General features: G+C 31.1%; 22 protein-coding genes. 20 read left to right on the plus strand and 2 right to left on the minus strand.

What is annotated here, in order from left to right:
• Window positions 1-117: 117 nt before the first annotated feature.
• Window positions 118-492, minus strand: coding sequence for a class II SORL domain-containing protein (locus RIN63_RS03540; RefSeq protein WP_310443283.1), 375 nt, complete (start codon window positions 490-492; stop codon window positions 118-120).
• A 141-nt stretch (window positions 493-633) separates the two neighbouring features.
• Here RIN63_RS03540 and RIN63_RS03545 point away from each other — a divergent pair, with 141 nt between their 5' ends.
• From RIN63_RS03545 to RIN63_RS03570, 6 genes are all read left to right on the plus strand, one after another.
• The gene (locus RIN63_RS03545; RefSeq protein WP_310443284.1) at window positions 634-1,776 is read left to right on the plus strand and encodes a class I SAM-dependent RNA methyltransferase; all 1,143 of its coding nucleotides are present in this window, start codon (window positions 634-636) and stop codon (window positions 1,774-1,776) included.
• 1 nt (window position 1,777) lies between these two features.
• The gene (locus RIN63_RS03550) at window positions 1,778-2,305 is read left to right on the plus strand and encodes a cob(I)yrinic acid a,c-diamide adenosyltransferase (RefSeq protein WP_310443285.1); all 528 of its coding nucleotides are present in this window, start codon (window positions 1,778-1,780) and stop codon (window positions 2,303-2,305) included.
• 156 nt (window positions 2,306-2,461) lie between these two features.
• Window positions 2,462-3,583: a SpoIIE family protein phosphatase gene (locus tag RIN63_RS03555; protein ID WP_310443286.1), complete on the plus strand. Its 1,122-nt coding sequence runs from the start codon at window positions 2,462-2,464 to the stop codon at window positions 3,581-3,583.
• Between the two features lie 156 nt (window positions 3,584-3,739).
• A complete protein-coding gene (locus tag RIN63_RS03560; RefSeq protein ID WP_310443287.1) occupies window positions 3,740-4,519 on the plus strand; it encodes a short-chain-enoyl-CoA hydratase in 780 nt (259 codons plus the stop codon).
• Window positions 4,520-4,534: 15 nt separating this feature from the next.
• On the plus strand, window positions 4,535-5,383 hold the full coding sequence (locus tag RIN63_RS03565; protein WP_310443288.1) for a 3-hydroxybutyryl-CoA dehydrogenase: 849 nt from the start codon (window positions 4,535-4,537) through the stop codon (window positions 5,381-5,383).
• Window positions 5,384-5,508: 125 nt separating this feature from the next.
• Window positions 5,509-6,507 (plus strand): LCP family protein, encoded by a 999-nt coding sequence (locus tag RIN63_RS03570; protein WP_310443289.1) that lies wholly within the window; start codon window positions 5,509-5,511, stop codon window positions 6,505-6,507.
• A gap of 72 nt (window positions 6,508-6,579) precedes the next feature.
• Here the strand turns inward: RIN63_RS03570 and murC are convergent, their stop codons facing one another.
• Window positions 6,580-7,983: a UDP-N-acetylmuramate--L-alanine ligase gene (murC, locus tag RIN63_RS03575; RefSeq protein ID WP_310443290.1), complete on the minus strand. Its 1,404-nt coding sequence runs from the start codon at window positions 7,981-7,983 to the stop codon at window positions 6,580-6,582.
• Between the two features lie 280 nt (window positions 7,984-8,263).
• Between murC and spoVG the strand changes: the two genes are divergently transcribed.
• The 14 genes from spoVG to RIN63_RS03645 all read left to right on the plus strand — a co-directional run bounded on the left by spoVG (window position 8,264) and on the right by RIN63_RS03645 (window position 21,920).
• Window positions 8,264-8,527, plus strand: coding sequence for a septation regulator SpoVG (spoVG, locus tag RIN63_RS03580; protein ID WP_310443291.1), 264 nt, complete (start codon window positions 8,264-8,266; stop codon window positions 8,525-8,527).
• A gap of 141 nt (window positions 8,528-8,668) precedes the next feature.
• A complete protein-coding gene (gene glmU, locus RIN63_RS03585) occupies window positions 8,669-10,054 on the plus strand; it encodes a bifunctional UDP-N-acetylglucosamine diphosphorylase/glucosamine-1-phosphate N-acetyltransferase GlmU (RefSeq protein WP_310443292.1) in 1,386 nt (461 codons plus the stop codon).
• Between the two features lie 19 nt (window positions 10,055-10,073).
• Entirely contained in the window at window positions 10,074-11,021 is a 948-nt protein-coding gene (locus tag RIN63_RS03590) for a ribose-phosphate pyrophosphokinase (protein WP_310443293.1), read from the plus strand.
• A 20-nt stretch (window positions 11,022-11,041) separates the two neighbouring features.
• The gene (gene pth / locus RIN63_RS03595) at window positions 11,042-11,623 is read left to right on the plus strand and encodes an aminoacyl-tRNA hydrolase (RefSeq protein ID WP_310443294.1); all 582 of its coding nucleotides are present in this window, start codon (window positions 11,042-11,044) and stop codon (window positions 11,621-11,623) included.
• A 29-nt stretch (window positions 11,624-11,652) separates the two neighbouring features.
• Window positions 11,653-15,171, plus strand: coding sequence for a transcription-repair coupling factor (gene mfd, locus RIN63_RS03600; RefSeq protein WP_310443295.1), 3,519 nt, complete (start codon window positions 11,653-11,655; stop codon window positions 15,169-15,171).
• A gap of 42 nt (window positions 15,172-15,213) precedes the next feature.
• Entirely contained in the window at window positions 15,214-16,155 is a 942-nt protein-coding gene (locus tag RIN63_RS03605; RefSeq protein ID WP_310443296.1) for a peptidylprolyl isomerase, read from the plus strand.
• A gap of 147 nt (window positions 16,156-16,302) precedes the next feature.
• Complete coding sequence (gene spoVT, locus RIN63_RS03610) at window positions 16,303-16,854, plus strand: stage V sporulation protein T (protein ID WP_310443297.1); 552 nt, start codon at window positions 16,303-16,305, stop codon at window positions 16,852-16,854.
• A 91-nt stretch (window positions 16,855-16,945) separates the two neighbouring features.
• Window positions 16,946-18,556: a polysaccharide biosynthesis protein gene (locus tag RIN63_RS03615; protein ID WP_310443298.1), complete on the plus strand. Its 1,611-nt coding sequence runs from the start codon at window positions 16,946-16,948 to the stop codon at window positions 18,554-18,556.
• A 21-nt stretch (window positions 18,557-18,577) separates the two neighbouring features.
• Entirely contained in the window at window positions 18,578-20,038 is a 1,461-nt protein-coding gene (mazG, locus tag RIN63_RS03620; RefSeq protein WP_310443299.1) for a nucleoside triphosphate pyrophosphohydrolase, read from the plus strand.
• 92 nt (window positions 20,039-20,130) lie between these two features.
• Window positions 20,131-20,409 (plus strand): HU family DNA-binding protein, encoded by a 279-nt coding sequence (locus RIN63_RS03625; RefSeq protein ID WP_310443300.1) that lies wholly within the window; start codon window positions 20,131-20,133, stop codon window positions 20,407-20,409.
• Between the two features lie 64 nt (window positions 20,410-20,473).
• Window positions 20,474-20,716 (plus strand): RNA-binding S4 domain-containing protein, encoded by a 243-nt coding sequence (locus RIN63_RS03630; RefSeq protein WP_310443301.1) that lies wholly within the window; start codon window positions 20,474-20,476, stop codon window positions 20,714-20,716.
• 66 nt (window positions 20,717-20,782) lie between these two features.
• Window positions 20,783-21,061 (plus strand): sporulation protein YabP, encoded by a 279-nt coding sequence (yabP, locus tag RIN63_RS03635; protein ID WP_310443302.1) that lies wholly within the window; start codon window positions 20,783-20,785, stop codon window positions 21,059-21,061.
• A gap of 20 nt (window positions 21,062-21,081) precedes the next feature.
• Window positions 21,082-21,549 (plus strand): spore cortex biosynthesis protein YabQ, encoded by a 468-nt coding sequence (gene yabQ, locus RIN63_RS03640; protein ID WP_310443303.1) that lies wholly within the window; start codon window positions 21,082-21,084, stop codon window positions 21,547-21,549.
• Between the two features lie 47 nt (window positions 21,550-21,596).
• On the plus strand, window positions 21,597-21,920 hold the full coding sequence (locus tag RIN63_RS03645) for a septum formation initiator family protein (RefSeq protein ID WP_310443304.1): 324 nt from the start codon (window positions 21,597-21,599) through the stop codon (window positions 21,918-21,920).
• Window positions 21,921-21,957 lie beyond the last annotated feature (37 nt).

Here is a 21,957-nt window from a genome sequence, read left to right on the forward strand (position 1 = left end):
ATTTGTAAGATCCTTCATCGTATCTTTATAATTTATATTATATTAATATAATATTCCATTGTTGTCAAGGAGTTAATAAAAAAATGTCCAACTAGTAGCAGGACATTTTTTGAATAATTATTCTACTTTAAGCTCTACGCTATTTTCCCATAGTCCATGGATATTACAATATGATGTTGCATATATTGTTCCTGGATTTTCAGCTTTGAAGCTAACTGATGCAGCTGGTGGAGTTAGAAGTCCACTTTCTCCATGAGCTGTGAAATTAACATTAGCAATCTCTATTGGGAATTTGTGTCCTTCTGGTTGGAAATACACTTTTACCCATGATATGTAATGTTCAAATGTATTCGGATGTGGTATTTCTTCTCCAACAAGAACTTTTACATCTACAAGGTCACCTTTTTTTACTGATTCAGGAGCATGAATTACAGGAACATGTTTTTCGCCTTTCCAATCTCCACTTTGATATAAGTTAGCTATACTTTTCATATATAAACCCCTCCAAAATTATTATATTTTACACCCTTATATTTATATACCCAATTAATTAAAAAATAACCAAATTTAATAGCTAAATGATTATTGAATAGAGTATAATAGAGATAGTTATATAACTTGAGGAGAGATGAGATGAAAAACATAGAACTTATTGCTACTGCCACATTTGGATTAGAATCAGTAGTTAAAAGAGAATTAATGGATTTAGGATACAAGGATTTAAAAGTAGAAAATGGTAAGGTGACATTTACTGGGACAGAAAAAGATATACCTAAGACCAATTTATGGCTTAGAACTGCAGACAGAGTATTAGTAAGATTAGGTGAGTTTAAGGCTTTAAGTTTTGATGAATTATTTGAAAAGACCAAAGCTCTTCCATGGGAAGAATGGATTGGTGAAAATGGAAACTTTGTAGTAGAAGGAAAGAGTATTGACTCAAAACTATTTAGTATATCAGATTGCCAAAGAATAGTAGAAAAGGCAGTTGTTGAAAAACTAAAGACCAAATATAATGTGGAATGGTTTGAAAAGACTGGAGCAAAATATACTATTGAAGTTGCACTTTTAAAAGATATAGCCACTTTGACCATAGATACTTCAGGTGCAGGACTTCATAAAAGAGGTTACAGAGATAGACAAGGAGATGCTCCTATAAAGGAAACTTTAGCAGCAGCAATGGTATTGTTGAGTTTCTGGAATAAGGATAGAGTTCTATTTGATCCATTCTGTGGTTCTGGCACCATTCCTATTGAAGCTGCTATGATTGGAAAGAACATAGCCCCAGGACTGGATAGGGATTTTGCAGCAGAGGAGTGGGAAAGAGTACCCAAGGAGTTATGGTCAGAGGCTAGAAAAGAGGCTTTTAAAGCCATTGATACTGAAACTAAATTACACATATTGGGCTGTGATATAGATAAAAAAGCAATTCTTAGAGCAAGAGACAATGCAGCTAACTTTGGATTGGAAGATGATATTGCATTTTTCAACAAAGATTTTAGGGAAGCTGAATTGAATAATGAATATGGAGTTCTTATATCTAATCCACCTTATGGTGAAAGGATTGGAGAAAAGGAAGAAGTAGCTGAGCTTTATAAGGACTTGGGTATTAAGTTTCAAGAACTAGATACTTGGTCAACTTATATTATTACTTCTGATGAACAATTTGAAAATCATTATGGAAAAAAGGCAGATAAGAAAAGAAAACTTTACAACGGCAGAATCAAGGTAGATTATTATCAATACTATGGACCTAGACCACCAAAGAAGGAGGAGTAAAATGGATATCTATACAAAAACAGGAGATAAGGGAAGTACATCTTTGTTTGATGATGTAAGAGTATCTAAGGATGATATAAGGGTAGAGAGTTATGGAACTATTGACGAATTAGGAGCTTTTCTAGGTTTGGCAAAAAACTATGTTGAAGATAAAGAAATGTATGATAAAATTCACCAAATACAAAACAAACTATTTACTGTTGCAGCAAATTTAGCGACTGAAGATAGCACTAAGGTCATGTATTATATAGTCGAACAGGATATAAAGGAATTGGAGAAGATAATTGATTATTATATGGGCAAACTTCCTGAACCTACGGGATTCATTGTAAATGGGTCTAATAAAAAGTCAGCATATCTACATGTAGCTAGAACCATATGTAGAAGGGCAGAAAGAAATATTGTTACCCTAACAAGTCATGCTGAAATTGATCCTTTGGTAATTAAGTATGTAAATAGATTATCAGATACCATATATGCTATGGCAAGATTTTTAGAAGAGGAAGAGGTTGAAGTAAATTACGAGTAATAAATATATTTATTGACTAAGCTTAACATAATAATGCGATATAATGCAAAATTTTGGTGGATAATATTTATAAAATGTTATATCATTGATGTAGAACAAATAAAAAGGTTGCGTTAGATATAAGTTTAAGAAAATTTTATATGTGGGTGATAATGCATGCTAAATAAAAATGAGTTAAATTATGCAGAGAGTAAAATAGCGGAATACGGTATGCTTAATTATCATGTGTTGGAGAGTATGGCTGATTGGGTTCGAGTAGTAGATAAAGAGGGCAATGTTATTTATGTTAATAAAACAATGAAGAACGCCTTAGGAGATCAAGGTGTAGGAGTTAAGTGCTATAAAGCTCTTGGAAAGCAAAAAGCATGTAGTTTCTGTATTACAAGAAGAAGTATAGAAACTGGAGAAATAGTACAAAAAGAAGAAGATATTAACGGCCGATTTTTTTCTGTCAAATCTTCTCCTGTAACTAATTCTCAGGGAGAAGTTCTTGCAGCAGTAGAAGTATTCAGAGATGTAACTAGGGAGAGAAAATTAGAACTTGAATTAATTGATAAAAACAAGAAGATGAGTAAAGACTTAGGTTTCGCTAAAAGAATTCAAGAAAAGATTCTTCCCAATAAAGAAGTATTAGATAATATTTCTATTGATTATATCTACAAACCTTCCGAGATGCTAAGTGGAGATATGTTTGATGTATTCCGCATAGATGAAGAAAATATTGGCATATATATTTCAGATGTATCTGGTCATGGTGTAGCAGCTGCTATGATGACAATGTTTATAAGGCAAACAATGAGAGCTATAAAAGATAACTTTTTAAGTCCCGCTGAGGCTTTATCAGAATTACATCGTAGATTTACTGCATTAAATCTGGATGTAGATAAATATCTTACAATTTTCTACGGAATTTTTAATAAAAAGACCTATGAGTTTAGATATTCTAATGCAGGACACAATTGCATACCTATAAAATACAATAATAATGGTATAGATAAATTAGAGATAAAGGGATTCCCTATATTTTCATTATTTAATGAAATTAAATACAAAGAAAAATCCATTTATTTAAGCAAAGGAGATAAAGTGTTATTTTATACAGATGGAATAACTGAATCAAAAGATAGGAATGGAAATGAATTTGGTATCGAGTTCATTATTGACATACTAAATGACCATAAAAAAGATATATTAAATGAAATAAACGATGAAATCATTTCTTATAATTGGGGAGAGCAGGAAGATGATTTAGCTGTTGTTCTCATGGATGTCAATTAACTGAATATGTTTACATATTCAGTTAATTGTTTTTGAAGGTACAATAAATACTATTACAAGAGTATAATTTATAATATAAATTAATATAGTTATTGCTATATCATTTAATACTTGATATAATATTAACAAAGTATAATACATAAAGGAGGTTTTGTTATGAGCTGGGAAACTCTATTGCTAAAAAAAGAAGGACATATAGGAATTCTATCCATCAATAGACCAAATGCATTAAATGCATTAAATTCTTTAGTTTTAGATGAGTTATCAGATGCAGTAGAATTAATTAATAATGATGAAAGCATTCATGTACTTATTTTGACAGGAGAGGGCAGAGCCTTTGTAGCTGGGGCGGATATTGGAGAGATGAAATCTATGAATCCAGTAGAAGCTAGAAATTTTGCTGAGAAGGGATTATCCTTATTTAGAAAAATAGAACTAATGGAAAAGCCAGCTATTGCAGCGGTTAATGGTTTTGCTTTAGGTGGAGGCTGTGAACTTTCCATGTGTTGTGATATTAGAATAGCTTCTGATAAAGCCAAATTTGGACAACCTGAAGTAGGATTGGGTATTACGCCTGGATTTGCAGGTACTCAAAGATTACCACGGCTAATAGGAGAGGGAAGAGCAAAGGAACTTATTTTTACTTGTGATATAATTGGTGCAGATGAAGCTTATAGGATAGGATTAGTAAACAAAGTAGTTCCAGTAGAGGAATTAATGACTGTTGCTATGGAGTTAGCAAATAAAATAGTACAAAAATCTCAATTGGCAGTAAGATATGCTAAAACTGCAGTAAATAGAGGATTGCAGGCAGACTTAGATACTGGAATGTCTATCGAAAAGGATTTATTTGCGCTATGTTTTGCAACTGAAGATCAAAAAGAAGGTATGGAAGCGTTCTTAGAAAAACGCACACCTGAATATAAATTAAAATAACATGGAGGTGCCAATATGAAAAAGGTTGGTATATTAGGTAGGGGAACTATGTCATGCGGTATTGTTCAAATTTTTGCACAAAAGGACTATGAAGTAACTATGTGGGTTAGATCCATTGATGAAGCAAATCCACGAGGAAGTATTAAGTCCATAGAAAAAGGTCTAAACAGACTAGTGGAAAAAGAAAAAATTACAAAAGAAGTAATGGACAATACTTTAAATAATATTACTATAACTACTGATTTTGAAGCTTTAAAAGACTGTGATTTAGTTATTGAAGCTATTTCAGAGGATATGGATGTTAAGAGAGAGACTTTTGGCAAGTTAGATAAGATTTGTAAAGAAACTACAATTCTTGCTACAAATACCTCCTCATTATCTATTACAGAAATTGCAAAATCAACTAATAGACCAGACAAAGTTGTTGGGATGCATTTCTTCAACCCAGTTCCAATGATGAAATTAGTTGAAGTTATTAAAGGAATTGCAACTTCAGAAGAAACAAAAAATACTATTCTTGAGCTATCTAGAGAATTAGGTAAGACTCCTGTAGAAGTAGAAGAGGCTCCAGGATTTGTAGTTAATAGAATCCTTATACCTATGATCAATGAAGGAATTGGAATTCTAGCAGATGGTGTTGCATCAGCTGAAGATATAGACGAAGCTATGAAACTAGGAGCAAATCATCCAATGGGACCTTTAGCTTTAGGAGATTTAGTTGGTCTTGATGTATGTTTAGCTATTATGGAAGTATTATATGAAGAATTTGGTGATTCCAAATATAGACCACACCCATTACTTAGAAAAATGGTTAGAGGTGGATTATTAGGTAGAAAAACTAAAAAAGGTTTCTTTGAATATTAAAATTTTGCCCTCCAGTCATCTGGAGGGTTTTTCTATGAATCCATATTAATTTTTATTAAACAGTTAAAATATATAATTTTGGTTACAATAAATTAGAAAGATTCTAATGAGAAAGGTGGATTCAGATGAAAACTTTTATCAAAGTTTTTATTGTATCATTTACCTGTTTTGCAATTGCTCTATTTATTGGCTCTTATTCATATGTAAAAGATAACGATATTGTCCTTGAAAACAACTCAGGTGCTGGTTACTCTGAAAAAATGAAATTATCTAATACAATTATAAAAAAACTGGAAACAAAGCCAAAGGAACCTGAGATATATTCTACTTTAAAAGAAGCTATAGAAAAAAGTAATAGAATTAATTTTTTGATAATAGGTATGGAGGACATTAGATCTGATACCATTATTTTTGCATCGTTTTGTCCAGATTCAAAAAAAATGAACTTGCTAAACATACCAAGAGATACATATATCCATAGAAAGGGATATAATCAAGCAGAACAGAGAAAAATCAATAGCATATATGGTGACCATGGTATTCTTGGAGTCAAAAAATCAGTATCTCATATATTAGAGGGTGTACCAATACATCATTATGTAATGCTTGATTATAAGGGTGTAGAGAAGATTGTTGATAATATAGGTGGAGTTGAAGTGGATATACCTTTTAATATGAAATATAAAGACCCTTATTCTAAACCGCCTTTGAATATTGATATTCCATCAGGTAAACAAGTTCTTGATGGTAAAAGAGCCTTGGATTTTTTAAGATACAGAAAGGGAAACAAGAGTGGTGGAGGGTATTCGGATGGGGATTTGGGCAGAATAAAGGCGCAACAACAGTTCATTCAATCTTTCATAGGCAAAGCGTCGGACAATATGCTTGCCGTCCTTAGAAATGGATTTAACCATGTTAAAACAGATATTAATTTAATGGATTCCTTAAGTTATGGCAGAAAGGCATTAGGAATGAATAGTAATGATTTTGAAATGCAAACCTTACCTGGAGAAGCGGAGTTTAAAAAGGTAGGTAAAAAAGTATTATCATATTTTACTTTCAATAAAACTGAAACAAAGAAAGCCCTTGAAAAAATATACAATGTAAAAGACCTGAATCCTTAGTTTATAGGGTAAGATTTTTTTATGCTTAGAAAAAGATGCAATAGAGTGAATAATATTGCATCTTACATTAATTTATACAGCTGTTTTTTCCTTAGCTAATTCTATTATTGCTTCTCCAACTTGGTATATATTACCTGCACCCATAGTGACAATTATATCATTTTCTTTTGTATTTTCTATTAGATAAGACTCTACATCATTGAATGATTCTATATATATTGCATTTGAACCTTTATTTATTATTGCATTTACTAAATCTTTTGAATGAATAGTCCCATTATCTTGTTCCCTAGCTGCATATATATCTGTAATAATTATTTTATCTGATTCTATAAAAGATTCTGCGAATCTGTCTAGTAAAAGTTTTGTTCTTGTAAAAGTGTGGGGTTGAAAAACACAATAAAGATCCCCAATTGTAAACTCCTTTAATGCACTCAATGTTGCTTTAATTTCAGTAGGATGATGCGCATAATCATCTATTATTTTTACACCATTATAGTAGCCTTTAAATTCTAATCTTCTATGAACTCCTGTATATGATGAAATATTTTCTTGTATTTCTTCTAATGGTACACCGTAAATATGTGCTGCAGCAATGCAGCCTAAAGAATTATAAATATTATGAATACCCATTACATTTAGTTTAATTGGATATAATCCATATCCTTTAATTTTTAAAGTGAAAGAAGGGAATCCTTCTTTTGATAGTTTTATATCTTCTGCTGTATAATCCCAATCTCCATCAATTCCAAAAGTAACTACTTTAGCTAAGGTATTATCAATTACCTTTTTAGAGTGAACATCATCTCCATTAATTAATAACCAACTATGATCAGTGAGATTCTTGCCATATTGAACAAAGGTATCTAATATATGTTCAATACTTTTAAAATAGTCTAAATGATCCTCATCAATATTTAATATTACTGCCATTGTAGGGAAATATTTCAAAATATTACCCTTATATTCACACGCTTCTGTAAGGATATATTCTTTTGAACCAATTCTTACATTTCCACCAATCTCATCTAATTCTCCACCTAATAGTATGGTAGGATTTAATGTGGAACGATTTAGTATTGTAGATAACATACTTGTGGTTGTTGTTTTTCCATGTGTACCAGATACTGCAATCGAATTTTTGTAATTCTTCATTAAAGCGCCTAAGAAAGTTGCTCTATCTACTATAGATACTCCTAAAGTCTGAGCTTTAACTAACTCTTCATTATCTTGTGAAATGGCATCAGTATATATTACTAAATCTGCACCAACCACATTATTTTCATTGTGTGTTATGTAGATATCTGCCCCCAAATTTCTCAATCGTTCTATTATTAAACTATTCTTAGAATCAGAACCCGTTACAGTATAGCCTTCATCAAGAAGAATCTCTGCTAGACCACTCATGGATATACCACCAATTCCTATAAAATGAACTTTAGAATATTTTTTTTCATTTATACCAAACTCAAACATAAGCTTTCCTCCTAAAAGATTACTTTCATATCTATATTATTACCATCTTATATATTTATATTATTTTATTCTAATAGTTTTAATTTGTCACTGATAGATTATATCATAATGAAATAATAATTAAAGATATTTTTAAATATTATGTAAAGTTTTGTGTTTTTTGATATAAAATAAAAAAAAAAAAATATTTTTGGAAAAAAGAAGGATTTTTGAAAGATATATAGAATATATAGAATATTCAATAGTTTTTGTGACTTTATAGAGGGTGGTGAATTTGACAATGAAGATTACTGATGTAAGACTGAGGAAAATTTCAGAAGAAGGGAAAATGAAGGCTATAGTATCAGTTACTTTTGATGGAGAATTTGTGGTACACGACATTAAAATAATTGAGGGCCAAAATGGATTGTTTATTGCAATGCCTAGTAGAAAAATGGCAGATGGTGAGTTTAGAGACATAGCTCATCCAATTAATGCTGATACAAGGCAAAAAATGCAAGATGCAATTATGAATGAATATGAAAAATCTTTAGCTACAGAATAACAAAATAAAAAGGAGCCATTTGGCTCTTTTTTATTTTGTTGTATAAGAAAATGTATTCAATTTAAAAATTTTGTTGTAGACTTATATTATAAATGGGTTAAAATATTATTTGATAGATAATTTTAAAAAGAGGTGTAAAAAATGAATATTTCTATTATATTAGCAGCTGGTGAAGGCACAAGGATGAAATCTAAACTTTCTAAAGTATTACATAAAGTTTGTGGCAAACCTATTTTGGAATATGTAATAGATGCTAGTAAAGGTGCAGCAGTTGAAAAGAATATAGTTATCGTGGGTCATGGTGGGGACATGGTTAAGGAATATTTTAAAGACGAGCCTATTGTATTTAAGACTCAACCTATAGGTGATGATGTCCCATATGGCACTGGTTATGCAGTAATGCAGGCAGTTGATCATATAGAAGATAATAGCACCGTAATTATATTATATGGTGATACACCACTGATTACAGAAAATACCATAAATAACTTGATGAATTATCATAATGAAAATGAGTTTCAAGGAACTGTACTTACTGCATTACTAGATAATCCTACAGGATATGGTAGAATTATCAGAGAAGAGAATGGACATATCCTTAAAATAGTAGAAGAGAGGGATGCTTCGGAGGAAGAGAAGAAAATTAAAGAGATTAATTCTGGCATATATTGTTTTAACGGGAAATTGTTAAAATATGCCTTAGGAAAAATAGATAATAACAATGCTCAAAAAGAATATTATGCTACGGATGTTATAGGCATACTTAAAGATGAAGGATATAAGGTTGGAGCATTTGTAATAGCTGATTCTAATGAGATTCATGGAGTTAATTCTAGAGTTCAGTTAGCTTCTAGTGAGGAAATCATGAGAAAGAGAATAAATAATTTTCATATGGTAAATGGTGTAAGTATTATAGATCCTAACAATACTTATATAGAAGATAATGTAAAAATTGGTAGAGATACAGTTATTTATCCAGGAGTTACCTTAGAGGGGAATTCAGTAATTGGTGAAGATTGTATTATCAGACATAATTCTAGAATAATAAACAGTACAATTTCCAATGGAGTAGAGATAGAATCCTCAACTATTGAGGAAAGTTACATAGGGGATAATACTCATATTGGCCCTTATGCCCATCTTAGACCACATAGTAATATTGGTAAAAATGTTAAGATTGGTAACTTTGTGGAGGTGAAAAACTCTACAGTGAAAGATGAAACAAAAGCTGGACATCTTGCTTATATTGGAGATGCGGATATTGGGCATAATGTAAATATTGGATGTGGGGTTATATTTGTAAACTATAATGGGAAAGAAAAGTTTAGGACAATGGTAGGGGACCATTCATTTATTGGCAGCAATTCTAATTTAGTTGCTCCTGTGAAGGTAAATGACTGGGGATATGTAGCTGCAGGCTCTACTATAACAAAAGAGGTACCGGAAGCTAGTTTATCAATTGAAAGATCAGAACAAAAAAATATAAATGGTTGGGTAGAAAAAAAAGGATATAAAAATTACAAATAAACTTAGGAGGAAATTTTAAATGAATTTATGTATGGGTGGTATGAAAGTTTTTTCAGGTAATGCAAATAATCAATTAGCAGAAAAGATTTGTAAAGAACTGGGCATACCTTTAGGGTCTTGTGATGTTAACCACTTTAGTGATGGAGAAATCAATGTAAATATTAGTGAGACAGTTAGGGGTATAGATGTATTTATAGTACAACCAACTTGTACTCCAGTGAATGACAATTTGATGGAAACTTTGATACTTATTGATGCAGTTAAAAGGGCATCAGCAGGCAGAGTAAATGCAGTAGTTCCATACTATGGATATGCTAGACAAGATAGAAAAACTAAAGCAAGAGAACCAATTACAGCTAAACTTGTAGCAAATTTACTGACTACAGCTGGTGCAGATAGGGTAATTAGCATGGATTTACATGCTGCACAAATTCAAGGTTATTTTGATATTCCAGTGGATCATCTTTCAGGCGTACCTATATTAGCTGAGTATTTCAAAGATATAATAGATGAAGAGACAGTTGTTGTTTCTCCTGATTTAGGTGGAGTAACACGAGCTAGAAACTTTGCTAATTTATTAGATCTTCCTATCGCTATTATAGAAAAGAGAAGACCAAAGGCTAATGTGGCAGAAGTAATGAATATCATTGGGGATATAGACGGCAAAAATGTTATATTAATTGATGATATAATTGATACAGCAGGAACTATTACTCAAGCTGCTTCTGTGTTAAAAAACTTTGGTGCTAAGAAAGTCTATGGCTGTGCCACTCATGGAGTATTATCAGGTCCTGCTATAGAAAGAATAGAAAAATCTGAGCTAGAAAAATTTATTATCACTGATACTATACCACTTTTGGAGGATAAGAGAATCAAAAAGATAGAAGTAGTATCTGTAGCTCCAATATTTGCTAAGGCTATAAAAAGAATTCATGACAATGAGTCTGTAAGTACATTATTTGAATAAAGTTCACAGGAGATGATTTTTTGTTTGTTGTAGTAGGTCTAGGAAATCCTGGAAAGGATTATACTAATACGAGACATAATGTTGGTTTCGATACCATAGATTTATTAGCAAAGAGGAATAATATTAGTATTAACAAGATCAAATTTAAATCTGTCTATGGTGAAGGAACTATAGGAAACGAAAAAGTTCTTCTTGTAAAACCTCAAACATATATGAATAATAGTGGGGAGACTGTTCGTGATATATGTAACTTTTATAAGCTATCGGTGGATAAGATAATAGTAATTGTAGATGATATTGATATTGATTTCTCTAGGGTCAGAATCAAAGGAAAAGGCAGCGCTGGGTCTCATAATGGTATGAAATCAATTATATATTTACTGGGGAGAGATGATTTTCCTAGAGTAAAGATAGGAATTGGGAAAAAACATGAAGGACAGGACCTAGCCAACTTTGTGTTAAGTAGATTTCCTAAGGATGAGAGAGAAATTATTGAGGAGTCTATTTTAACAGCTGCAGAATCAGTAGAGGCTATTATAAAATATAATTTAGATCAAGCAATGAATGAATTTAATACTAAAGGAAATAGAGCCCAGGATTAAACCTGGGCTATGGTGTTTGGGGTGAAGACATGAATAATTTTTTGATAGATCCATTAAACAACTTGGAATCATATAATAAACTTATAAAAGATATAGAAAAGAAAACAAGTCCTATAGCTACCTATGGAATCATAGATGAAAGTATAGGGCATATTATCTATGCTCTTAAGGAGCATACTAATAAACAAATACTCTTAATTACAACTAATGAAGTGCGCAGCAGAAAGATTTATGAAGATATAGTAAATTTAGGGAATAAAGATGTGGTATTATTTCCAAAGAGAGAATTACTTCTCTATGATGTTGATGCTTTTAGCTATGAGAATTCAAATAAAAGACTAGGTATATTATCTAAGTTAGCCAAGGGGCAGGATATGTTACTTGTTGCATCTCTTGAGTCCATCTTTAGCAAACTTATGTCTAAGGATATCTTCAATTCTTATTCGAAGAAAATTAGTTTAGGTGAAGAAATTGATTTAGAAAATACTATTGAATTATTAATAGATGGTGGATATGAAAGAGTAAGTATGGTAGAAGGTATAGGGCAATTTAGCATTAGAGGTGGAATATTAGACTTTTTTCCACCCTATAGTTTACACCCTTATAGAATAGAATTATTTGATGAAGAAATTGATTCTATTAGGACTTTTGATATTACAAATCAAAGATCAATAGAGGTCCTTGATTTTGCATTTATTTCTCCAGTAAAAGAAATCTTAGTAATTGATAAATATAGAGATGAAATTATTCAAAATCTAAGCAATGATTTTTTAGGTTCAGTATCTAAATCAAAGACTAATATGCTAGAGAAGCAGAATATGGAAGTTAAATTCAATAAATATAAAGAGCTTCTTGAGGAAAAACTATTTTTTTCCAATAGAGATATGATAGTACCTTATATACCTGGAGAAAACTTAACATCAATTTTTTCTTATTTAAAAGATGATGCTATGATTTTCCTTGATGAGCCAAAGCGAATCGAAGAATCTGCAAAGAACTTAGAAGAAGATTTCAACATGAAGTTTACAGATCTTTTTGAGATAGGAGAACTCCTTCCTTTACATAAGAATATTAATTTCGATTATAATACTATTCTAGAGGATATGAAAGAAAAGATATGTATCACCAATAGTGCCATACTAAGTGGAGATAATAGTTTTAAACCCAAAAAAATATATGATTTTTCCATAAAAGGCATGCAGTCTTACCACAATAAGATGGATGTTTTAAAGGAGGATATTAATCATTATAAATACAGAGGTTATAAGATTATTATACTTTCTGGCACGGAAGAAAGAGGTAGGAGGATTCAGGAAACTTTATTAAATCTTGGTGTTGAGTGTAGTTTTATAATGGATAAAGGTGTTGAGATTAAATCTTCACAAGTTTTTATTACTCCAGGCAGTACTCAAGGAGGATTTGAGTATCCAGGATTAAAGTTTATTGTAATTAGTGATAAAGAAATATTTGGTGCCGGAAAGAGCAAATCAAGTAGATTAAAAAGAAAAAGCCAAAGCAAGTCAATTAATCTTTCAGATCTTAAGGTAAATGATTATGTAGTACACGAAAACCATGGTATTGGTCGTTATGAAGGTGTTGAACAATTAAATATTCAAGGAATAAAGAAAGATTATCTTACCATAAGATATAAGGGTGAGGATAAGCTTTATGTACCAATAGACCAAATGAATTTAATACAGAAATATATTGGTCCAGATAGCATAAAACCAAAGGTAAACAAACTATCCAGTGCAGAATGGGCTCGAACAAAGGAGAAGGCTAAGAAAGCTGTAGCTGATATGGCTAAAGACTTGCTAGAGTTATATGCTAAAAGGGAAGCTTATAAGGGTTTTGCTTTTTCTAAAGACGGAGAATGGCAAAGACAATTTGAGGATTTATTTCCATATGAGGAGACAGACGGACAATTAAGAAGTATTATAGAGATTAAAGAAGATATGGAAAAATTCAAACCTATGGATAGACTTCTATGCGGAGATGTAGGATATGGAAAGACAGAAGTAGCACTTAGAGCTGCATTTAAGGCTATAATGGATGGAAAACAAGTTGCATTTCTAGTCCCTACGACTATTCTTGCCCAGCAACATTTTAATACTCTAGTGGATAGATTTTCCAATTACCCAATAAGAATTGCGATGCTAAGTAGATTTAGAACTAAACAACAGCAGAAAGTTGCAATTGATAATATTAGAATGGGTGTTGTAGATATTGTAGTGGGAACTCATAGGCTATTATCTAAGGATGTTCTTTTTAATGATTTAGGATTGTTGATTATTGATGAAGAGCAGAGATTTGGAGTAAAACATAAGGAAACTCTTAAACAGCTTAAAGAGTCAATAGATGTACTGACACTTACAGCTACACCTATACCTAGGACTTTGCATATGTCCTTATCTGGTATTAGGGATATGTCTGTTATAGAAGACCCACCTGAAGAAAGATACCCTGTTCAAACTTATGTAGTTGAGTTTAATGAACAAATGATTAGGGATGCGATTCTAAAGGAAGTAGGTCGTGGTGGTCAAGTTTATTTTGTATATAATAGAGTTGAAACAATAGATAGATTTGCATCAAAGTTAAGAGCATTAGTACCTGAGGCGAATTTTGCTATTGGCCATGGACAAATGGGTGAAAGAGAACTGGAAAAGGTAATGATGAGTTTTCTAGAACAAGAAGTTGATGTACTTTTATGTACAACTATAATCGAAACAGGATTAGATATCCCTAATGTAAATACTATAATAATCCATGATGCAGATAAGATGGGATTATCCCAACTGTATCAATTAAGAGGAAGGGTAGGACGGTCTAATAGGATTGCATATGGATATTTTACTTATGAGAAAAATAAGGTATTGTCAGAAGTTGCAGAAAAAAGATTAAGAGCAATAAAAGAGTTTACTGAATTTGGTTCAGGATTTAAAATAGCCATGCGAGATTTAGAAATAAGAGGGGCAGGCAATCTCTTAGGTATGGAGCAACATGGACAAATTGAATCCATTGGATATGATCTCTATGTTAAGTTTTTACATGAGGCCATTAGAAGATTAAAAGGTGATAAAGTAGAAGAACAGCTAGATACTACAATTGATATAAAAATAGATGGATATATAAAATCTAAATATATTGAGGATGAAGAACAAAAAATTGAAGTCTATAAGAAGATTGCTTCAATTTCCAATATGGAAGATTATAGGGAGCTTCTAGATGAATTAATTGATAGGTTTGGAGATCTGCCTAAAGAAGTGGAAAATCTGATGGATATTTCCTATATAAGATACCTTGGAAGTAAGACTAATATAAAAAATATTAGTCAGGTAGATAAAGAAGTTGTACTCGATTTTAACTCTACGGACAATATAACAGTAGAGCTTATACAATATTTAGCTACAGAATATGGAAAAAAATTAAGTTTTGATTTATCTACACCTCCTTCATTTAGATATAAAGCAAAAGACAATCTATTAAATGAGCTAAAATCTTTAGTTGAAAAAATTAGTAGTTTTAATAAAGAGAAGAATAATATATAATATATGTGAATTAATAAAAAGATATAGAGAGGATGTTTTTATTTGTATAAATTTAAAAATAAAGGATTATTAGTAGTTGTACTGTTGTTAGTCTTGATATTTGCTTTAACTGCATGCAAGAATACTGATGAAGGACTTGTTGCAACTGTAGATGGTGAGGAAATTACTGTCGAACAATTTAATAGCGAATTTCAGGTATTCAAAACATTGTATGAACAACAATTAGGCCAGGATGCCATGTCTCAAACCGATGAAGAAGGTAGGACCTTTGAGGAAAGACTTAAAGAAAACATAATTGAAAAGCTAATTATAGAAAATATTATAGCTAGCGATGCAAAAAATAAGAATATTGTTGTTACTGAGGATGAGATTAAAGTCCAAATGGATGAATATATTAAGCTAATGGAAGGACAGGAGAAGTTCGACGAATTTTTAAAAGAGAAACAATTAACTAAAGAGTTCTTCGAGAAAAATCTAAGTAAGGAATTATTGCTTTCTAAGCATAGAGAAGCTTATTTAAACGAAGTAGAAGCAACTGACAAAGAGGCAGAAGAATATTTTAATGAGAATAAAGAAAAATTAATTGTGGTTAAAGCTAGTCATATATTAGTTAAGACTGAAGAAGAGGGAAAAAAAATATTAGAAAGATTAGGTTCTGGTGAAGATTTTGCTTCACTTGCAAAAGCAGAGTCTATAGACAGTGCATCTGCTACTAGTGGTGGAAGTTTAGGATATTTTAAAAAAGGAAATATGATTGCTGAATTTGAGGAGGCTGCTTTTGATTTAGAGGTTGGAGAGATTAGTGATCTAGTTAAGACTGAAGTAGGATATCATATAATATATGTTGAAGACAGGAAGGATACTTTTGAGGATTTAAAAGATGATATTATCATTGTGTTAAAAGATGATAAATATTTAAATGAACTTGACAAATTGAGAGAAAATGCAAAGGTTAAGATTATATTAGATACTAAATCAAAATAAATATATAAAAAAGAGTTTAACTATTTGGTTAAACTCTTTTTTGCAGTTAATGTAAATACTTTAACTTAATATTACATAGATGTATAAATTTTTCTCTTTAGATAAATAATAATCTCACTACACAATTATTGTTTAAGGAGGTTAATAATGAAAGCCACTGGAATTGTCAGGAGAATAGATGAGTTAGGCAGAGTAGTAATTCCAAAGGAAATTAGAAGGACACTCCGTATTAGAGAAGGTGATCCCTTAGAAATATTTACTGATAGAGAAGGTCAAGTAATTCTAAAGAAATATTCTCCTATTGGAGAGTTAACTGAATTTGCTCAGGAATATTGTGATTCGCTTCACGAAAATACAAATCATACAGCCATGATATCGGATAGAGATTTTATAATTGCTATATCTGGTGGGTCGAAAAAGGAATATTTGGAGAAAAGAATTAGCCCAGAGTTAGAAAAACTAACAGAAAAAAGAACCACCTATGCAACAGATGAGAATAATAAACCCATGAAGATTATTTATGATGACATTAATATTGATAAATACATGGCTCAAGTAATTGTACCTATAGTAATGCAAGGTGATCCTATTGGTTCAGTAATGCTTATATCAAAGGAACCAACAATAAATATGGGAGAATTGGAATTGAAGTTAACTGAAATTGCTGCTGGATTTTTATCAAAACAGATGGAAAATTGAGAGCCTACCCAATTGGGTAGGTTTTATCTTTTAGTATTATTTTAATAAGTTAAGTGATATAATATAAAAGATTATTGATGGGGGGACGAATATGTCGAAAAATAATAATTTTTTAAAGGGAGCAGCTATATTAGGAATTGCAGGTGTAATTGTAAAGATATTAGGTGCTATATATAGGATACCACTTACAAATATAATAATGAATGAAGGCATGGGGTATTATCAGACAGCATACCCTTTATACACTTTATTGCTTACTGTATCTACTGCAGGGTTTCCTATAGCAATTGCAAAGCTTGTATCGGAGAAAAGAGCCATAGGGGATTTTAGAGGAGCTTATAAGGTATTTAAGGTTGCTTTATCAGGACTTTTAATAGCAGGAGTACTTACTTCTTTATTTGTATTCTTTACTGCGGATACCATAGTTGAGAGATTAGGGAATAGCAATGCATATTATGCATTAATTGCATTAGTGCCAGCACTACTTCTTGTACCTATAATGTCTGCATTTAGAGGATTTTTTCAAGGATATCAAGATATGACTTCAACAGCCTTATCGCAGATAGTTGAACAATTTTTTAGGGTAGCATTTGGATTATTATTAACTTATTTACTAATTGATAAAGGAATTCCAATGGCAGCAGGAGGTGCATCTTTTGGTGGATCTGCTGGAGCTATTGGAGGAACAATAGTTATTGCATTTATTTATTTATATAGAAGAAGAGAAATATCAAGAGAATTAGAAACCAGCATTATTACAAAAGAATATAAAGTAGAAACTATTATAAAAGATCTTCTTATAATAGCTATTCCAATAACAATTGGAGCTGCTATTGTCCCAATTATGGATACTATAGATGTTGTAATAGTCTTAAAAAGGCTACAGGCTATTGGATATACAGAAGCAGAGGCTAATGGCTTGTACGGCAATCTAAAGGGTATGGCACAGACTTTAATAAATCTACCTCAAGTATTTTCTGTTGCTATAGCCATGAGTTTAGTGCCTGCTATATCTGATGCCAATGCTAGAAAAAACAAAAAAGATGTGGAGTCCATCACATCTTCAGGCATAAGAATCACATTGTTGATTGGACTTCCTTGTGCTTTAGGATTATTTGTACTTGCAAGGCCTATAATTGCATTACTATACTACAAGAGTGATATTGAAACTATTATAAATACAGGAAATATCTTAACGATACTGTCTATAGGGGTTATATTTCTTACTTTGGTTCAGGTATTATCATCTATATTACAAGGGCTAGGTAAACCAATGGTACCTGCAATAAATTTGTTTATAGGTGCAATAGCTAAGGTTATTCTTTCTTATACATTAACTGGTGTTCCTAGTATAAATATTTATGGTGCAGCAATATCTACTGTTGTGGCATTTTGCATTGCCGCTATTTTGGATCTAATTTCAGTATTGACATATTCTAAAATTAAATTAAATGTGAAAGATGTATTTGTAAAACCAGCTATATCAGCCATAGGTATGGCAATTGCTGCTATGGTTTCTTATTATCTTTTGATGGATATAGTGGGAGGAAAACTATCAACCATTTTAGCAGTATTAGTTGGAGGAGTATTATATGTTATACTTTTAGTGATTACAGGGTCAATCACATCAGAAGACTTGAATATGTTACCAAAAGGTGATAAAATAGGCAAAGGATTAGAGAAATTTAAACTAATGAAGTAGTTTAGTAGAGGGAGAAATAATATGGGTAAAATTTATGTAATAGGACTTGGACCTGGTAGTGTACAATCTCTTACTTTAGGTGCTCTAGATAGAATCAATTCAGGAGATAAAAATTTTTTAAGAACAGACAAACACCCTACTATAGAATACTTTGTTGAAAAAAAGATTCCTTACAAAGCATATGACTATCTCTATGATAGAGAGGATGATTTTCACAAAGTTTATGAAAGTATTGTTTGTGATTTAATTGAAGAATCTAAGGGATCTTCAAATATAAACTACTATGTACCAGGTAATCCCATGGTTGCAGAAAAGACCATACAACTTTTGCTTGAAAAGGGTATAGATATTGAAATAGTATCGGGTATGAGCTTTATTGAGCCCATGATAGAACTAGTAGGAAGAGATCCAATAAATGGACTTAAAATAGTAGATGGTGCTTCTTTTGATAGTTTGATGGTGGATATAAACTCAGATATGATTATAACTCAGGTATATAATCGTCGAATATTGTCTGAAGTAAAAATTATATTGTCCGATATATATGGTGATGAGTACAAAGTGTACTTAATTCATAGTGCTGGTGTAAAGGAAGATGAAAAAAAGGACTTTGTACCTATATGTGAATTAGATAGATCTGAAGTAATTGGGGCCCTTACTAGTATATATATACCGAAAATGGAAAAAATAAATAAAAAAGTATTTGATTTCAATGACTTATTATGTATAATGAGATTATTAAGATCTGAGGATGGGTGTCCATGGGATATGGAACAAACTCATGAATCCATTCGACAATCTGTTATTGAAGAAGCTTATGAAGTAGTAAATGCAATAGATAGCGGTGATATCGACAATATTATTGAGGAGCTAGGAGACCTATTGTTGCAAGTAATATTTCATTGTCAGATTGCATTTGATGAAGGGGAATTTAGTCTTTATGAAGTAACATCAGCTCTTGCCAATAAATTAATTTATAGACATCCTCATGTTTTTTCAAAAAAAGATGTGGAAAACTCTGACGAAGTAGTATATAATTGGAATATATTAAAATATGCTAAGAGGGACATCATAAGTTTTACAGACAAACTAAAAGATATTCCAAAACTACCAGCTTTGATGACTAGCTTTAAAATCCAAGAAAAAGCAGCTGAAATTGGATTTGACTGGGAAGACATCCAAGGTCCACTTACTAAAGTAATGGAAGAATATGAAGAGGTAGTTGATGCTATGGATAAATTTGGAGGTGGTGCTGAAGAGACTGAAGGAGAATTAGGAGATCTACTTTTTGCAGTAGTTAATCTTTCCCGATTTCTTGATGTCAACCCAGAAGTAGCTTTAAACAGAACTATAAATAAATTTATTAGAAGATTTGAGTTTATGGAAGAAAGACTTACAGAAATCGACAAAACTTTTGAAGAAATGACTTTGGTTGAAATGGATGAATTATGGAATCAAGCAAAGATACATAATATCCATTAGGATTGAAAATAAAAGCAGATAGAAGTGGCATTTATAACTTTATTTAGAATTAATTATTAAATAAACAATCAAACTATGAGGAGGAAATTATTATGAACAAAGCTGAATTAGTAGCAGGTATAGCTGAGAAAAGTAATTTGACTAAAAAGGACGCAGAAGCAGCATTAAATGCATTCATGAGAACAGTTGAAGAAACACTAGCAGGTGGAGAAAAAGTTCAATTAGTTGGATTTGGTACTTTTGAAGTAAGAGAAAGAAAAGCTAGAGAAGGTAGAAACCCAAGAAATCCAGAAGAAGTTATAAAAATAGCAGCTTCAAAGGCTCCTGTATTTAAAGCAGGAAAAGCTTTAAAAGAATTAGTTAATAAATAATAAAATCAGGTCTTTGACCTGATTTTTTTGTAGAGAATGACCTTGTGTATTAGGAGGTAAAAATATGAGAATAGACAAGTTTTTGAAAAATGCTAGGATAATTAAAAGGAGAACTATAGCCAAGGAAGCCTGTGAACAGGGAAGGGTATATATTAATGACAAAAATGCCAAACCTGGAGATGAGGTAAAGATTGGTGATATAGTGCAGATAAATTTTGGCACTGGTTCTATGAAGTTTGAGGTCATGGATATTACTGACAATGTTAAAAAAGATAATGCAATAGAATTATATAAAAAGATAGAATAAAAGACTTTGTAATAAAAGTCTTTTTTTTTTCATAAATATTAGTAATTAGTTAAAGGAGGGAAATCAATGACTGAGAATAAGATAAAGTTTAAAAATCAAAACATAATTGTTGAAGATAGAGGATTGATGACAGTAACAGGTGTGGAACAAGTAGAGAGCTTCAATGATAGTACAATCATTCTTACGACCATAAAGGGAGGAATGACCATAAAAGGTGAAGAACTAAATATTTCTAAGCTAAATTTGGATGAAGGTAGTGTAAAAATAGATGGAAAAATAAATAGTGTAGCATATACAGCTCGTGAGGCAACGCCAAAGAATATAATGGGAAAATTGTTTAAATAATATTATTTAAGGAGAGTAAAATGGATACTTCATTAATCCTAGAATTACATATTTTCTTGACATCTATTTATGGAGGGTTGATAGCTGGGTCTGTTTATGATATATATAGAACTATAAGATATTATTCTAGACCCAGCAAATTCATATCCTATTTAGGAGATCTTATATTTTGGACAATTATTACCTCTATATTTTTCTATATCCTTATTAAAATTAATTGGGGTGAAATAAGGGGGTATATTATACTTGGGTTCTTTATTGGTGTCATTACATACACAAAGATATTTAGTAGGGTTATTTATCCAGTTTTAATAAGAATCGGAGGAGTTTTAAATAAAATTGTAATAGGAATTGTAACCATTGTTTCATATCCCGTAAAATTATTTAAACGAAAGTTATTACCAACACTAAAAAAAGCTAAAAAAATACCGATAGAAATAATAAGAGAAATAAAAAAATACAAAAAGATAATTTCTACAAAGAAATAAAGGAGTTTTTAAACTTTTGTAGAATACTATACATAGGTGGTGGAATTATGGCAAATAAGAAAAGAAAGAAAAAAAGATTAAGGTTAATACATATGATAATCGGTTTTTTCTTTATATATATTACCCTTATCTTTTGGAACCAAAAGAATCTAATGGAAGGTCTAGAGGCAAAAAGGGATTACAATCTGAAAGAAATTCAAGTTTTAGAGAAAGAAATAGAAAATTTAAATGAAGAAATTGAAAATAGCAATTCTTTGCAATTTGTTGAAAAGATTGCTAGAGATGAATTAGGAATGGTAAAACCAAGAGAAATTATATATATTGATAAAAATAAGAAAAAAAACCATTTCTTAACCATTAGAAATAAGTAGATTTCATTGACAATAAAAGATTTCTAATATATACTTA

Source organism: Tissierella sp. (assembly GCF_031460495.1).
In the GTDB taxonomy this organism is placed as follows: Bacteria; Bacillota; Clostridia; order Tissierellales; family Tissierellaceae; genus JAVKTS01.

Excerpts from the sequence above, each read along its gene's own strand:
- RIN63_RS03540 (WP_310443283.1), bottom strand. The coding sequence starts at position 492 with ATGAAAAGTATAGCTAACTTATATCAAAGTGGAGATTGGAAAGGCGAA.
- RIN63_RS03545 (WP_310443284.1), top strand. The coding sequence starts at position 634 with ATGAAAAACATAGAACTTATTGCTACTGCCACATTTGGATTAGAATCA.
- RIN63_RS03550 (WP_310443285.1), top strand. The coding sequence starts at position 1,778 with ATGGATATCTATACAAAAACAGGAGATAAGGGAAGTACATCTTTGTTT.
- RIN63_RS03555 (WP_310443286.1), top strand. The coding sequence starts at position 2,462 with ATGCTAAATAAAAATGAGTTAAATTATGCAGAGAGTAAAATAGCGGAA.
- RIN63_RS03560 (WP_310443287.1), top strand. The coding sequence starts at position 3,740 with ATGAGCTGGGAAACTCTATTGCTAAAAAAAGAAGGACATATAGGAATT.
- RIN63_RS03565 (WP_310443288.1), top strand. The coding sequence starts at position 4,535 with ATGAAAAAGGTTGGTATATTAGGTAGGGGAACTATGTCATGCGGTATT.
- RIN63_RS03570 (WP_310443289.1), top strand. The coding sequence starts at position 5,509 with ATGAAAACTTTTATCAAAGTTTTTATTGTATCATTTACCTGTTTTGCA.
- murC (WP_310443290.1), bottom strand. The coding sequence starts at position 7,983 with ATGTTTGAGTTTGGTATAAATGAAAAAAAATATTCTAAAGTTCATTTT.
- spoVG (WP_310443291.1), top strand. The coding sequence starts at position 8,264 with ATGAAGATTACTGATGTAAGACTGAGGAAAATTTCAGAAGAAGGGAAA.
- glmU (WP_310443292.1), top strand. The coding sequence starts at position 8,669 with ATGAATATTTCTATTATATTAGCAGCTGGTGAAGGCACAAGGATGAAA.
- RIN63_RS03590 (WP_310443293.1), top strand. The coding sequence starts at position 10,074 with ATGAATTTATGTATGGGTGGTATGAAAGTTTTTTCAGGTAATGCAAAT.
- mfd (WP_310443295.1), top strand. The coding sequence starts at position 11,653 with ATGAATAATTTTTTGATAGATCCATTAAACAACTTGGAATCATATAAT.
- spoVT (WP_310443297.1), top strand. The coding sequence starts at position 16,303 with ATGAAAGCCACTGGAATTGTCAGGAGAATAGATGAGTTAGGCAGAGTA.
- RIN63_RS03615 (WP_310443298.1), top strand. The coding sequence starts at position 16,946 with ATGTCGAAAAATAATAATTTTTTAAAGGGAGCAGCTATATTAGGAATT.
- mazG (WP_310443299.1), top strand. The coding sequence starts at position 18,578 with ATGGGTAAAATTTATGTAATAGGACTTGGACCTGGTAGTGTACAATCT.
- RIN63_RS03625 (WP_310443300.1), top strand. The coding sequence starts at position 20,131 with ATGAACAAAGCTGAATTAGTAGCAGGTATAGCTGAGAAAAGTAATTTG.
- RIN63_RS03630 (WP_310443301.1), top strand. The coding sequence starts at position 20,474 with ATGAGAATAGACAAGTTTTTGAAAAATGCTAGGATAATTAAAAGGAGA.
- yabP (WP_310443302.1), top strand. The coding sequence starts at position 20,783 with ATGACTGAGAATAAGATAAAGTTTAAAAATCAAAACATAATTGTTGAA.
- yabQ (WP_310443303.1), top strand. The coding sequence starts at position 21,082 with ATGGATACTTCATTAATCCTAGAATTACATATTTTCTTGACATCTATT.
- RIN63_RS03645 (WP_310443304.1), top strand. The coding sequence starts at position 21,597 with ATGGCAAATAAGAAAAGAAAGAAAAAAAGATTAAGGTTAATACATATG.